Consider the following 14,357-nt stretch of genomic DNA (forward strand, 5'->3'; position numbering starts at 1 on the left):
CCCTGCCATACCGGTACCTCCCCGTTTTGCCCCCTCTCATTTCCGGAAAAGGGTCACACACCCTCAGCGCACCGGCACCCGGACAGGACGCCCTGAGCGCTGATCCTGACGGCCTTCCGCCTGCCGCACTGCGGAAGCCTCCAGCCCACCGGCAACCAGGGCATGGGTGACCACACTGCGCAAAAGCCTTTCCTTGAAATTCCCCGGCTGCTCCAGCCCCATACGCTTCAGATACGGTACCGCCGCCTCCGGGGGAGAACCCGCAAGCTGACCCAGAATCCCTCCGATGGTGGCCCATTTTTTCCGGGCTATCTGCTGTTTGAGACCTCTCAGGGATCGGCCCAGCACCTGTTCTTCGTGGGTAAATTCCGACCCAAAGGGGAAGGGAGCAAAAACGCCCTGCCCCCTGTATTTCGCTGCAAGGGCCGCAAGCTTTTCCGGGGTGTTGTTCCGGAAGGCCTGGGGAATGCTGTAATGCTCAGGAATCTTTTTCGCCTCCCTGGCCTTCCGGAGCAGGGCCTCCTGAAAGCGGGAGTCCGTAACGGCCAGAATCCGCGCAATGATCTCCTGATCCGAACGCCCCCTCAGATCCGCAATTCCGTATTCCGTCACCACAATATCCCGCAGATGGCGGGGAATGGTGGTGTGCCCGTAATTGAAGACCACGTTGGAGACGGTTTTTCCTCCCCGGAAGCCCGTGGCCCTCAGCATCATGATGAGCCGGGCATCCTTCAGGGCATGGGCCATGGACACAAAGTTGTACTGCCCCCCAACCCCGGACACCACACGGCCATCTTCCAGCCCGTCAGAACAGACATTGCCAAGGATGGAAAGTTTCATACCCGTATTCACAAAACGGGCGTCTTTCCGTTGCAGGGCACGGAGCGTTTCATTGCCGTAAAGCTGATTCACCACATCCACGCCCGTCATGGAAAACTGTTTTCTCTCTTCGGCATCCATGGCCCGGAGGTCTTCATAAAAACCGTTCGAACCGATGAAAAAGCCGCCATGGAGCAGAACCCCATTTTTCAGGCGCTGACCACAGAGAACCGCAGCCAGCTCCCGTCGATACCGTTCATCCCGGAGATCTGCACTGAAAACACGGCCCGAGGCATCCCGGATCTCAAAATTGTCATAGGAAAGCCCCTCAGCCAGCAGGCCATGGTACTGAAGACGATCGAAATCCTCACGGGTCAGCATGGGATAGAAGGGTTTTTCCGCAAACAGCCTCTCCAGAGCTTCGGGCGTCACCTTTTCCCGCAGCAGCCCTTCGTTCACAAGACGCTGTACCCCCGCATCCCCATAAACCTTCCGCTTGAGAACCCCTGCCTTGTAAAGGTACATGAAAGCTTCCACCAGCATTTCCGTGGCGCCGTAAAGCCCTTCCCGGAAGGGTTGTCTGCCACCGATGCTGTCCACCAGCGAACCAGAACGTTCCTCAATACCCGCATCCACAAGAAGGCTGCGGTAAATGTCGTTGTGTTCATGGCGCAGCACCAGACTGTCGGCAATGGCGTCACCCAGAGCACCGATGCCGATCTGCAAGGTGCCGCCGTCTTTGACAAGACTGCTCACATGCAGGCCGATGGCATGATCGGCCACGGCAACGGAAGCCTTGGGCACAGAAAAGAGGGGGGTATGCAGTGTTTCCCCCTCAAGCACAATATCAAAAACATCGGGCGTGTTCACCGCATCCCCGTACATAAAGGGCAGATGGCGGTTCACATGGGCCACATGCACCACATTCCGCCCCTCTTTTCTGGCCTTTTCCATATAATCAAGCACATCCTGCCCCAGGTCGGCATTGCAGGAGTCACTGAACACCAGCTGCCCCTTCTCTTCCCCTCTGGCCACAATATGACAGTAGACGTTGATGGCATTCACACCCAGATCCCGCACCACATGGGTATAGTTGCTGCTGATGTACTGCTGCTGGGCATCGGGGACATTCATGTAACTGCCCGCCTTGTAAAAAAACTCCCGGATGGTGACGTTTTGGGGAAGCTTTCCCTGCCTGTAGTCCTTCATATAGTCAAAATCCGGAACCCCCTTCCAGATGCGTTCCACAAGGGGCCCCAGCATCCGCCGTTCCAGCTCGCCTGCGGGACTGGGCTTTTCCAGGGCAAGGGCTGTGAGAAGGGTCAGCGTCATCTCCGGATCCGCCTTGGCCCGGGCATACATGGCATTGGCAATCTGATGGGATTTTCCCAGGGCAAGGGGCATCCCCATCACCACATTCTTTCCGACCTTCTCAAGAATGGCATCCACACAGGCTTCCACATCGGCGATGAAAAGGGGCTGTTTTCCGGCCATGGACTCTCTCCTTATTGGGGATTTCAGTATGGGAATCAAAAATTTCAAATTCTTTGCAGGATAGACTCCCCAGGCATCTTAAAAAATCCGCCCGCCGCTGTTTTCCCTCCCCATGCAAAACCGTTTTTCCCCTAGGTCAAAGACCTAGGCAACGCCCTTCCCGACAGAAGAGACTCCGGATTCCGGGTACTTTTTATGGACTTTCGGGGAAAACAGAGGCTATCATCTGCCATTTTCTTCGTCCCCAGCCTTAAAGGAGTCTGCCATGCTGCCCCCCCATCTCCTTCGCAGACAGGCCGTCCGCATCCGGAAAGAAAAAACCCGTCTGGAACGCCGCATCCGCAAGCTTGAAGGCGATGCAGACGCCCTGCGCAAGGCCCAGAAGGCCCTCTCCAAATCCGAGGAAACCTACCGGACGGTTTTTGCCAACACGGGTACGGCCACCATCCTCATTGAAAAAGATGCCACCATCGCCATGGTGAATGCGGAATTTGAAAAACTGGCGGGATTCAGAAAAGATGAGGTGGAAGGGCGTCAGGTATGGACGGTTTTTGTGGAAAACGAGAAGGATCGGGAACGCATGAAATTCTACCATCACCAGAGACGGACAGATCCCGAAGCCGCGCCCAGAACTTACGAGTGCCGACTGCGGAACAAAAGGGGGGAAAATCTCATCGCCACCATGACCGTGGCCATGATCCCCGGAACCCAGCAGAGCATCGCATCGGTTCTGGATATCACCCAGCAGCGCAGGGCTGAGAAAGCCCTGAAAAAATCCGAGGAAAAATTTGCCAAGGCCTTTCATTCCAGCCCGGTGGCCATGATGATCGCGACCATGGATACGGGCTGCATTCTGGATGTGAACGATACCCTGATCACAATGACGGGCTATCCCAGAGCCGCCATTATCGGTTCCAGAATCCGGGAAATGGCTTTCTGGCCGGATACCGGTCTCTTCAAGAGCCTTGCCCGGGAACTGCTGGCCCATGGCCGCTTCCACCAGCGGGAAATGGCCTACCGCACCCACGCAGGGGATATCCGCACCGGCAACCTCTCTGCCGACATTGTGGATCTCGATGGCAAACCCTGTATGCTCACCGCCATCCTCGACATTACGGAACAGAAACGGCTGGAAAAAGAAATCCTGCGCATCGGAGAGGAAGAACGCCGCAAGATCGGCTATGACCTCCATGATGATCTGGGCCAGCATCTGGTGGGGGTGGAAGCCATGACCACCCTGCTGTATAAGCGTCTTATGACATCAGAACACCCCAGTGCCCCCCTTGCCGGAGAAATCATGGATCTGATCCGATCCGCCACAACCAAAACCCGGAACATGGCCAAGGGACTCTGTCCCGTCAACCTGGATGCAGGCGGACTGGCCGCCGCCCTTTCCCAGCTTGCCGAACAGATTGAAACCGTTTTCAAGGCCCGCTGCCACCTTGAGGCCGCCACCCGGAACATGGCGATGGATCACAATACCGCCGTCAATCTCTACCGCATTGCCCAGGAAGCCATCAGCAATGCCCTGCGCCATGGCCGGGCCGATCAGATCTGGATTCACCTCAGCCATGACGAAAAGGGCATTGCCCTCTGCATTCAGGACAATGGGGAAGGTCTGCCCCATCCCCTGCCTGCCCAGGGAATGGGCCTCGGTATCATGGCCCACAGAGCCAGACGCATGGGGGCCACCTTTGAAATCCGTAACCGCAATCCCAAAGCCGGAGTGGAAATCCTATGCCGTATCCCGCACGTATCCTGATTGTCGATGACCATCCCGTGTTCCGAAAGGGACTGGCCCAGCTCATCAATGAAGAAAAGGACATGACCGTCTGCGGAGAGGCCGAAGATGTGACCGCCGCAGAAAACGCCATCCTTACCCTCAAACCCGACATGGTGATCATCGACATCACCCTGAAGGACAAAAGCGGGCTGGAGCTGCTTGCGGACATCCAGGCCACCCGGCCGGGTCTTCCCACCCTCATCGTGTCCATGCACGATGAATCCCTTTATGCGGAACGGGCCTTCCGCCTGGGGGCCATGGGCTACATCATGAAGGGGGAGATGAGTGATACGGTCATCCAGGCCATCCGTCAGGTGCTTGCCGGCCGCATTTACGCCAGCGATACCATGGTCAGCCGCATGGTCGGACGCCTGAGCCGCAAGGCCGACCCCACGAGTCATCCGGTGGAAAGTCTTTCAGACAGGGAACTGGAAGTGTTTCAGCTGATGGGAAAGGGGTTTCAGAGGAAGGAAATTGCCGACCTGCTGGGGGTCAGCGTCAAAACCGTGGGAAGTTACAGGGAGCTCATCAAAAAAAAACTCCAGGTACAGAACTCCGGAGAACTCATGCGGGAGGCGGTCGCCTGGGTACGGCGCTTTCCCTGAAATACCAGACCGGCATGGGATAAAAACAGATACCGCCACAGGCAGGAATCCCCCATGGCAGCATCCACCTTCCATAAATCCTGAAACGCCGTCACTCCCGCCTGAAGCTGGAGTAAATCCCCGCATACCGCTTGCGCAAAAGCGGTTTTTCAATTTTACCCGTAGGATTCCGTGGCACGTCTCCAAAGTGTACAATCCGGGGTCTGCGATACCGGGGCATCCCCAGGCAATAGGACTTCACTTCCTCCTCGCCCATCTCCATACCGGGTTTAAGCTGGATCACGGCAGTGACCAGCTCTCCCAGACGCTCATCCGGCGTTCCGATCACAGCCACATCCTGAATCTTCTCATGGCGGATCAGGTAGTTTTCCACCTCCACGGGATAGACATTCTCCCCACCGGTGATGACAAGATCTTTTTTCCGATCCAGGAGCCAGTAAAAACCATCCTGATCCTGGCGGGCGATATCTCCCGTGCAGAGCCAGCCATTTTTGATGGCTTTGGCCGTTTCCTTGGGATTTTTGTAGTATTCCCGCATCATGCCTCCGCCCCGAACCAGAAGCTCCCCAGGCTCTCCGAAGGGCACGTCCTCCATTTTCCGATCCACAATGCGGCACTCCCAGCCCCAGCCCGGAACCCCGATGGCGCCCACCTTGTGGGTATTTTCCAGCCCGAGATGCACGCATCCCGGGCCTGTGGCCTCGGTGAGACCATAGTTTGTATCATACTGGTGATGGGAAAAGATTTTCCGCCAGCGCTGCACCAGGCTGGGCGGTACGGGCTGGGCACCAATGTGCATGAGCCGCCAGCGGGAGAGATCATAGTCCTCAAGCTTCAGCTCACCGGACTCGATGGCATGGAGAATATCATGGGCCCAGGGAACGAGAAGCCAGACAATGCTGGCCTTCTCCTCACTCACCGCCTCCAGTATCCAGCGGGGAGACACCCCTTTCAGCAGCACGGAAGGGGCCGCCACCTTGAAGGAGCCAAACCAGTGCATCTTGGCGCCCGTATGATAAAGGGGCGGAATGCAGAGAAAAATATCATCAGCCGTCTGCTGATGGTGCCGGTGTTCCACCTCACAGGCAAAGGCCAGACTAAAATGGGTGAGCAGCACCCCCTTGGGATCTCCCGTGGTGCCGGAGGTAAAATACAGAGCCGCCTCGTCCTCCGGCTCTAAGGGCACAGGTTTCAGACTTTTCGCCTTTTCCCTGTCCCCTTCCGCAAGCAGGGCTTCCATGGGCATGGCGAAACGGGGCCTCTGTTCCTCAGGCCCGACAAACACATACAGCTCCACCACCGTATCCAGCTCCGGCTTGACCACCCGGACTCTGTCCACAAACTCCGGCCCGAAAATCAGCACCTTGGCCTCGGCCTGAAGGGTGCAGCGGAGAATTTTGTCCGCCAGAAAACGGAAATTCAGGGGCACGGCCCAGGCACCGGATTCCAGAATGCCAAAATAATAGGGAAGCCATTCCAGACAGTTGGTCATGAGGTGCACCACCTTTTCCCCCCTGGAATAGCCCCGCATGCGCAGAGCCCGGGAAAGGCGCAGACTCTCCTGGTAAAAAGCCGCCCAGGTCAGGCTGCTGCGGGATCCGGCTTCAGGACTCCGCTCCACAAGGGCCATTCCATCCGGAAAGTTCCGGGCGTTTGCTGCAAGAATTTCCGTAATCAGCTGCATGATACCTTCTCTTTCCCTTCCTTTGAAAAACAGGTTGCCCGTTCCGGGTAATGGAGCAGGATAATCTGCACCCACCCGAAGATCAATACTTTTGGTGTTTTGCACAGGCATTGAAAATGCCGCATAAAAATATCCGCCTCCCGGGTACAGGAAAGCGGATATTTTTTCAGCCATTAAAGCCGCATACACATGCCATGCATTTCCATGGGCTTATTTTTTATCGGATTTGACCTCTTCGAAATCCGCGTCCACCACATCATCATCCTGGGGACGGGAAGGTTCTTCACCGGCTTCAGTGCTTCCTGCCGCGCCTGCCGCCTGCTGCTGATACATGACTTCAGCCAGCTTGTGGGAGGCCTGGGTCAGGGCCTCGGTCCTGGCCTTGATGTCCTCCGTATTCTCCCCTTCCATGGCCTTTTTCAGGTCTTCGATGGCGGCGCTGATACCGGCACGGGTTTCCGCATCCACCTTGTCGCCCATGTCCTTCAGGGATTTTTCCGTCTGGTAGACCATGCTGTCCGCCGTGTTTCTGGCTTCCACCAGATCCCGTCTCTTCTTGTCTTCATCGGAATGCATCTCCGCCTCTTTCACAAGACGCTCAATGTCATCCTTGGAAAGACCGCTGGACGAGGTGATCTTGATGGACTGCTCCTTACCCGTTCCGAGATCCTTGGCGGACACATGCACAATGCCGTTGGCATCAATGTCGAATCCCACCTCGATCTGGGGAACGCCCCTGGGGGCCGGGGGAAGATCCCGCAACTCAAAATTACCAAGGGTCTTGTTGTCTCTGGCCATCTCCCGCTCACCCTGAAGCACGTGGATGGACACGGCAGGCTGGTTGTCCGCAGCCGTGGAAAAGACCTGGCTCTTCTTGGTGGGGATGGTGGTGTTGCGCTCAATGAGCCTGGTCATGACCCCGCCCAGGGTCTCGATACCCAGGGAAAGGGGGGTAACGTCAAGAAGAAGCACATCCTTCACATCGCCCTGAAGCACACCCGCCTGAATGGCCGCACCGATGGCCACCACCTCATCGGGATTCACGCCCTTGTGGGGTTCTTTGCCGAAGATTTTCTTCACCCGCTCCTGCACCGCAGGCATACGGGTCATGCCGCCCACCAGCACCACCTCATCAATTTTAGCCGCAGAAATCCCAGCATCCTTCATGGCCTGAACACAGGGAGCTTCCAGCTTATCGAGAAGGTCTGCCACCAGAGACTCCAGCTTGGAGCGGGAAAGCTTGACCTGGAGATGCTTGGGGCCTGAAGCATCTGCGGTGATAAAGGGCAGGTTCACTTCCGTTTCCATGGAAGAGGACAGCTCGATCTTGGCCTTTTCCGCAGCTTCCTTGAGGCGCTGCAGGGCCATTTTGTCCTTTCTCAGATCAATGCCCTGCTCCTTGCGGAAGGTATCGGCCAGATAATCAATGATGCGGTTGTCAAAGTCTTCACCACCGAGATGGGTATCGCCGTTGGTGGCCTTCACCTCAAAGACCCCGTCTCCGATCTCCAGAACGGATACGTCAAAGGTACCGCCGCCCAGGTCGAAAACCGCGATCTTCTCATCGGATTTCTTGTCCAGACCATAGGCCAGGGAGGCGGCTGTAGGTTCGTTGATGATGCGTTTTACATTAAGCCCTGCAATGGTACCCGCATCTTTCGTCGCCTGACGCTGGCTGTCATCGAAATAGGCGGGAACGGTGATGACCGCGTCGGTTACCGGCTCTCCGAGATAGTCTTCCGCCACCTTTTTAATATAGGCCAGAATATAGGAAGACACTTCCGCAGGGCTGACCTTCTTGTCCTGAATCTTTACCCGAACATCCCCGTTGTCCGCAGCTTCAATGTGGTAGGGCAGAACGGTCTTGTCCTTCTGCACGGCAGCGGAAGTGAATTTACGACCAATGAGGCGTTTTACGCCAAAAATGGTGTTTTCCGGGTTGGTAATGGCCTGACGCTTGGCCGGCTGGCCCACAAGGCGCTCTCCGGAACCCGTGACCCCCACGATGGAGGGGGTGGTGCGACCGCCTTCGGTGTTGGCGATGACCTTAGGTTCTCCGGCTTCCATGATGGCCACACAAGAGTTGGTGGTTCCGAGATCGATACCGATAATCTTACCCATAATCTTTTCTCTCCTTATTTATACGAATCGGTTCCCACAGACTGAAACGCCTTATTCCGCTGCGCTGTTTCCGTCCTGTTCGGCGGGAACCGTTCTGGCCTTGGCAACTGAGACCATGGCCGGACGAATCAGTCTGTCGTGCATGATATAGCCCTTCTGAAATACGCGGATCACGGTATCCGGATCCGCTGCATCGGTCTCCTCATGGGCGACCGCCATATGATAAACGGGATCAAAGACCTTGCCTTCGGCATCTATGGCCTTGACGTGAAATTCCCCGAAAACCTTGAGAATATCCGCAAGGGTCATGCGCAGGCCGTCCAGAATAACCGTTGTGCCAGCCTCGGCACTGCCTGCGGAATCCATGGCCCTTTCCATATTGTCAAGGGAGGGGAGCAGCTTCTGTACCAGGGCCGTATTGGCGTATTTCCGGAATTCTTCGGTTTCCCGCGCCGTTCTTTTCTTGAAATTATCCAGTTCCGCAACCGTCCGCAGGTAGCGGTCATTGGCGGTTTTCAGACCAGCTTCCGCTTCCGCAAGCCGGGCTTCAAGGACTTTCATGGCATCCGGTGCAACTTCCGGTTCTGGTGACATCGCCCCGGCTCCCGTTTCACAGCAAGCCTCTCCTGCGGCTTCCGAAGAAGGCATACCCGGGGTTTCCGTCTTCCCATTGTTCCCGGTATCCGCAGGGGGTACCTGGGCTTCGGTAGTGTCTTCTGTGGCGTTTGCTTCGGCCTTTTTTTCCATATCCCCTTCTCTCGCTCTTTTCCTTAAGTGATGCACCTGTAGCCAGGCCCAGGATTTTTCCCCACAAAAAAGGGCATGGGAAATAAGGTCTGCATGCCCTCCATGAAAAGTTTGTCCATTCACGTTCTTCTTTGAAGAAAAGTCCCTTCATTTTTTGACTTTAATACAGAAGAACGGAGAACAAACTATATATAAGCCCTAAGAATCCATACGCTTTCTGTTTTACTCCCTTTTATGTTTCATCAGACCCCGATGAAGTTGGCAAGAAGATAAGGCCCAAAAAAAGCTTGTCAAGAAAGGGAAAAAACCAGATCCGACTTAAACGGAGAAGAAAAAGACATCCATGAAAAGCAGGGGCTCAGGGGGTGAAATCCACGGGCAGCCGTACCCGGTGTCCGGCCTTGTTCCGGAACAGGAGATAGCCCTTTTCCAGACCATGGCGGTACAGATCCCGTGTCAGCAGCACATCCTGACGGCAGTAGGCGATGATCTCCCGGATCTTCCCCTCCTTCCACCATTTCAGGGCCAGAAGACCATCGGCACTTTTTTCCGCACCCAAAGTCTCCTGGCCCAGATGGTTGAGAGAAAGGCGATACCCCAGCCGATCCTGAACCCGGACGAGAAGATCCAGGGTGGGAAGGGAGGCAAAATCAAAGGCGGTATAGCCCTTCAACACCCTGTAATCAAAACGGAGAATGTTGAAACCCACCACAAGGTCAGCCTGTTTCAGCAAAAAAATCAGCTCCTCCATGTCTTCGGCAAGAAAGGTGATGCAGTCATCCAGAGCCGAGTCATACACCACAACGCAGCTCACCTCCATGCGCTCTGCCCTGTGCCATCCCCCCACCTCTTCCGCAGATTTCCTTGTCTCCAGATCCAGAACCAGATACCGGCCCCCGAAAACAGCGGCAGACTCCCGGAGTTCCGGAAGCTCAGGCAGGGGAGGCAGGGGGAGAACAGACGGGGCAAGGAGGGCCTTCAGCAGAAAACCTGCGGCCTGTTTGTCTATGGGCCGGTTGCCGGAACCGCATTTGGGGGAATGCACACAGGCCGGGCACCCGCTTTCACAGGCGCAGCCCGTCACCAGATCCAGGGTGCGGGAAAGAAGCACTTCCGCCTTGAAAAAGGCCTCCCGGCAAAGACCGATTCCCCCGGCCACGCCATCATAGATGAACACACAGCCCCGGCCCACCTGGGGATGGAAGGGCTGGGAGATCCCGCCGAGATCGTTTCTGTCGCACATGACCACAAGGGGCAGAATGCCGATGGCCGCATGTTCCAGGGCATGAATACCGCCCATGAAGTGCATCTCTCCCTCCACAAGCAGTTTCTCCACGGATTCGGGAATCTCGATCCAGAGGCCCTCGGTTTCAAAGGACTGGGGCGGCAGCTCCAGAGGCTCCACCCCGAGAAAACGCTGGCCCTTCACCAGCCGTTTTTCGTATCCCGTCACCTGATCCGTCACCTCCAGACGGCAGAACCCCACCCGAGAGCCCCCCACCTGACGGGTTTCAAGGATCTCCAGAATCCGGGTTTCCTTGAAGGCCCGCGTGCGGGTGAAGTAGGGCACCCTTTCCCTGCGTACCACCACCTTTCCTCTGGTGAGATCCAGATCCTCCACAAGGTAATGCTGGCCACCGTGGATATACACCGCTCCGGGATGGGCCTCCCGCAGGGCGCGGTACACATCGGACTCCCCAATGATCCTCTCCCCTTCCATGATCACAAGGGGACTGCCCCCGCCCCGCAGATGCACCCCCCTGTGGGGATACTTCAAAGGAGACAGAAGCAGCGCCCCCTCAGCGCTTTCCAGCACATCGCCCTGTTTCAGGATGCGGGGCAGAAGGGGCCTCACCTCATCGAGAAAGGGATCCTCACGATAAAGGGGCAGTTCCGCAGCGCTACAGGCCAGATGCCGGCCTGCAATCACGGGATTGGCCGGATGGATCACCGCCCTTTCCGGCGGCATGGCAAAAAACACATCAGGATGGCGCAGCATGAAGCGGTCCAGGGCATCCTCCCCGCCGATGAGCAGCACAGCAGCCTCCCGATCCCTGCGGCCCACCCGGCCCGCCCGCTGCCAGGTGGCCATGACCGTACCCGGATAGCCCACCAGAATGCAGAGATCCAGAGCGCCGATATCAATGCCCATCTCTAAGGCCGATGTGGACACCACGGCCAGAAGCTCGCCAGAGCCCATTTTTTTTTCAATCTCCCGCCGGTCTTCGGGCAGAAAGCCCGCACGGTAAGCGGCAATCCTGCCCCTGAAAGTTCCGGAAAGCCCGTTGGCCCAGAGGGCCACCAGCTCCGTCATCTTGCGGCTCTGGCAGTACACCAGGGTCCGAAATCCCCGGTGCAGGGCCGCATGGAGGAGATCCAGCACCATGCGGCTTCCCGCATCCAGGCCATCGAGCAGGAGAAAATGCTTGTCCGGAGAAGCAGCCCCGGAGCCGGTCACACAGCAGACCGGCAGACCCGTGAGTTTTGAGGCAAGCTCTTCGGGGGCCTCAATGGTGGCGGAGCAGAAAATAAAGGTGGGGTTCGCCCCGTAATGGCGGCAGATACGGAGAAGCCTCCGGAAAACCCAGGCCATGTGGGAACCCATCACCCCCCTCAGGGTATGCACCTCATCCACCACAACGGTTTCAAGGCCTGCAAAAAATTCCGCCCATTTTTCATGGAAGGGCAGAAGGGCAAGGTGCAGCATTTCCGGATTGCTGATGAGAACGGCGGGGGGATACCGACGGATTTTCGCCCTGTGGTGGGAAGAGGTGTCCCCGTCATACACGGCCACCTCCGGCGGATTGAGCATTCCCATGTGCATGACCATGGCTTCCAGGGTTTCCTTCTGATCCTGGGCCAGGGCTTTCAGGGGAAAAAGATAGAGGGCTTTTGCCCTGGGATGGGCGAGAAAACGCTCCAGCACCGGAAGGGTATAGGTGAGGCTTTTGCCGCTGGCCGTGGGGGTGGCCACCACGGTGTGCTGTTTTTGCCGGATACGGGAAACGGCCTCGGCCTGATGGGTGTAAAGGCCTGGAATTCCCATCCTTTCCAGCATCCGGGTCAGGGCTTCGGGAAGGGGCGGTTCCAGGGACGCAAAGCGGGCCTCCCGGCCCGGCATTTTCCGGTGTGCCACCACGCGGTCTCTGATGGGATCATAGTTTTTCAGGGCCTCCAGATAGGCGGCGATGTCCTGGTCCGGGTTCACGGCTGACCCTCCTCTTTCCACGCTTCATTCAGCATCCCAAGGCGGGTCATGGTAAGCCACACCTCTTCCCGAGGCAAGGTCTTTGCGATAAGCCTTTTAAAACGGACAAGGAGGGCAGTCCCCCATGCCGTCCTGGCTTTTTCCGCATCTTTCCCACCTTTTTCCTTGACAGAGAGGAAAAAAACGACTTGGTTTGGGCTGCTTATTCTCAGGGCGGGGTGAAACTCCCCACCGGCGGTATTCCGGCCTCACGCCGGAGAGCCCGCGAGCGCTCCCTGAATGGTCAGGGAGGTCAGCAGATCCGGTGCAAGGCCGGAGCCGACGGTCACAGTCCGGATGAAAGAGGATAGGACAGTCCTTCCCTCGCAGGCCCACCTGTCTGCGTTGGCTGTTCTGCGCGTGCAGACGGCTGTCTTTACCTGTGCCCTGATTCTGGTACCCTAATTCTTTTCTCAAGGAGCTTTACCATGAATCAGAACCTGTCCACCCGTTTTGGTGATTCCGAAAAACGTATGCGGAACGCCATCACCTCCCTGCAAAGGGGAAACGGCGTCCTTGTCACCGATGATGAGGATCGTGAAAACGAAGGCGATCTCATTTTTCCCGCCGAGACCCTCACCACCGCACAGATGGCCATGCTCATCCGGGAGTGCAGCGGTATCGTCTGTCTCTGCCTGACGGATGAAAAAATCCAGACCCTGAAACTTCCTGCCATGGTGCAGGACAACTCCAGCCGCTATCAGACCGCCTTCACCGTTTCCATTGAAGCGGCCAGAGGTGTCACCACAGGTGTTTCCGCCAGCGACAGGGTCAAAACCGTGCTTGCGGCCATTGCCGAGGATGCCTGTCCGGAAGATCTGAACCGGCCCGGCCATATTTTTCCCCTGAGAGCACGACCCGGCGGCGTTCTGGAACGCCGGGGCCATACGGAAGCCACCGTGGATCTCATGCGCCTTGCAGGCTTAAAGCCCTGCGGTGTGCTCTGTGAACTGACCCGGCCCGACGGCAGCATGGCAAGGCTCCCGGAAATCATGGATTTTGGAGAAGCCCACGACCTTCCCGTACTCACGGTGGCCGATATTGTGGCCTGGCGCCAGCAGCAGGCCTGCTGACCCCCTCCGAAAAAAACAGCACAGACACTCCCGCCTGATCCCATGGCAAGGGGCGTGAAGCCGGATCTCTCTACCGGTTTCACGCCCCTTTTTACTGCTGGGGCCGATCCGGAAAATACGCCGGACAGCCCTTTTCTCCTCTGACGCTTTTTGCCCTGGGGTCAGATCCCCCTGTCTTCGTCTGTCAGCAGGTCAAGCCCCTTTTCCCCTGCGGCAAGGATGGCCTTTACCTTTTCCAGGCCAAGCCTTGTGATCCTGGCAATGTCCTCCGGAGCCATATGCGCGTCACGGAGGGCCATGAGGGTCTGAAACTTCTCTTCACGAAGCTTCCTCAGGCCCTCATCCAGACCCTTTTTCAGGCCTTCATCCAGACCCTTTTTCAGGCCTTCATCCAGACCCTTTTTCAGGCCCTCTTTTCTGGCGAAATCAATGCCCGAGAGATAATCCCGCTGCCATTTCATGCGGGATTCGTAGGCTTCCCGGAGTGCATCATCGCGGGTAAAGGCCACATATTTTTCACGGGCGCTGGCAAGCTGGGGGTTGTCATGCAGAATGGTTTTCATGGCGTCATCCTCCCTGTTCAGGCCTTCGTTTTTCAAATAGTAGAGCCACCGGTCAAGATCCTTTCCCAGAGTATAAGTCGTGATCTTGGGCAGTTCAAGAAAGTGCAGGCTGAGGTGATCCGTAAGGATCAGCTCAGGGCTGTCCTTTTCACAAAGCATGAAGCACAGGTGAGACCGCTCCGTGTCCTTCACCAGCACAAAATTGAGGATATTGATGCAGA

9 protein-coding genes and 1 riboswitch are annotated in these 14,357 nt (G+C 56.9%); of the genes, 3 read left to right on the forward strand and 6 right to left on the reverse strand.

Annotated features, from left to right (window positions below; genetic code table 11):
• Positions 1-63 precede the first annotated feature (63 nt).
• Positions 64-2,313: an acetyl-CoA hydrolase/transferase C-terminal domain-containing protein gene (locus BR04_RS11285; RefSeq protein WP_496356116.1), complete on the reverse strand. Its 2,250-nt coding sequence runs from the start codon at positions 2,311-2,313 to the stop codon at positions 64-66.
• 265 nt (positions 2,314-2,578) lie between these two features.
• On the opposite strand from BR04_RS11285, the gene BR04_RS11290 reads away from it, so the two are divergent.
• Together BR04_RS11290 and BR04_RS11295 are read left to right on the forward strand one after the other, a co-directional pair.
• Positions 2,579-4,075 carry a sensor histidine kinase gene (locus BR04_RS11290; RefSeq protein WP_496356117.1) on the forward strand — a complete coding sequence of 499 codons (1,497 nt, stop codon included), beginning with the start codon at positions 2,579-2,581 and terminating at the stop codon, positions 4,073-4,075.
• On the forward strand, positions 4,051-4,701 hold the full coding sequence (locus BR04_RS11295) for a response regulator (protein WP_496356118.1): 651 nt from the start codon (positions 4,051-4,053) through the stop codon (positions 4,699-4,701). Before BR04_RS11290 ends, BR04_RS11295 begins: the two co-directional genes overlap by 25 nt.
• A 91-nt stretch (positions 4,702-4,792) precedes the next feature.
• Here BR04_RS11295 and BR04_RS11300 read toward each other — a convergent pair whose 3' ends face one another.
• From BR04_RS11300 to BR04_RS11315, 4 genes are all read right to left on the reverse strand, one after another.
• Positions 4,793-6,385, reverse strand: a complete 1,593-nt coding sequence (locus BR04_RS11300) for a class I adenylate-forming enzyme family protein (protein WP_496356119.1) — start codon at positions 6,383-6,385, stop codon at positions 4,793-4,795.
• A gap of 210 nt (positions 6,386-6,595) precedes the next feature.
• Positions 6,596-8,506: a molecular chaperone DnaK gene (gene dnaK / locus BR04_RS11305; RefSeq protein WP_496356120.1), complete on the reverse strand. Its 1,911-nt coding sequence runs from the start codon at positions 8,504-8,506 to the stop codon at positions 6,596-6,598.
• 51 nt (positions 8,507-8,557) lie between these two features.
• Positions 8,558-9,253 carry a nucleotide exchange factor GrpE gene (gene grpE / locus BR04_RS11310; protein WP_496356121.1) on the reverse strand — a complete coding sequence of 232 codons (696 nt, stop codon included), beginning with the start codon at positions 9,251-9,253 and terminating at the stop codon, positions 8,558-8,560.
• Positions 9,254-9,611: 358 nt separating this feature from the next.
• Entirely contained in the window at positions 9,612-12,461 is a 2,850-nt protein-coding gene (locus BR04_RS11315; protein ID WP_496356122.1) for a DEAD/DEAH box helicase, read from the reverse strand.
• Between the two features lie 200 nt (positions 12,462-12,661).
• Positions 12,662-12,813, forward strand: a riboswitch (FMN riboswitch).
• Positions 12,814-12,928: 115 nt separating this feature from the next.
• Here BR04_RS11315 and ribB point away from each other — a divergent pair.
• Positions 12,929-13,573, forward strand: coding sequence for a 3,4-dihydroxy-2-butanone-4-phosphate synthase (gene ribB / locus BR04_RS11320; RefSeq protein ID WP_496356123.1), 645 nt, complete (start codon positions 12,929-12,931; stop codon positions 13,571-13,573).
• Positions 13,574-13,734: 161 nt separating this feature from the next.
• Here ribB and BR04_RS11325 read toward each other — a convergent pair.
• The coding region (locus tag BR04_RS11325; RefSeq protein ID WP_496356124.1) for an Rpn family recombination-promoting nuclease/putative transposase at positions 13,735-14,357 on the reverse strand (623 nt) is incomplete at its 5' end.

The organism is Desulfobotulus sapovorans DSM 2055, from assembly GCF_059569355.1.

What these genes read in the sequence shown, in the direction of transcription:
- BR04_RS11285 (WP_496356116.1), bottom strand. Translation starts at nt 2,313, where the DNA reads ATGGCCGGAAAACAGCCCCTTTTCATCGCCGATGTGGAAGCCTGTGTG.
- BR04_RS11290 (WP_496356117.1), top strand. Translation starts at nt 2,579, where the DNA reads ATGCTGCCCCCCCATCTCCTTCGCAGACAGGCCGTCCGCATCCGGAAA.
- BR04_RS11295 (WP_496356118.1), top strand. Translation starts at nt 4,051, where the DNA reads ATGCCGTATCCCGCACGTATCCTGATTGTCGATGACCATCCCGTGTTC.
- BR04_RS11300 (WP_496356119.1), bottom strand. Translation starts at nt 6,385, where the DNA reads ATGCAGCTGATTACGGAAATTCTTGCAGCAAACGCCCGGAACTTTCCG.
- dnaK (WP_496356120.1), bottom strand. Translation starts at nt 8,506, where the DNA reads ATGGGTAAGATTATCGGTATCGATCTCGGAACCACCAACTCTTGTGTG.
- grpE (WP_496356121.1), bottom strand. Translation starts at nt 9,253, where the DNA reads ATGGAAAAAAAGGCCGAAGCAAACGCCACAGAAGACACTACCGAAGCC.
- ribB (WP_496356123.1), top strand. Translation starts at nt 12,929, where the DNA reads ATGAATCAGAACCTGTCCACCCGTTTTGGTGATTCCGAAAAACGTATG.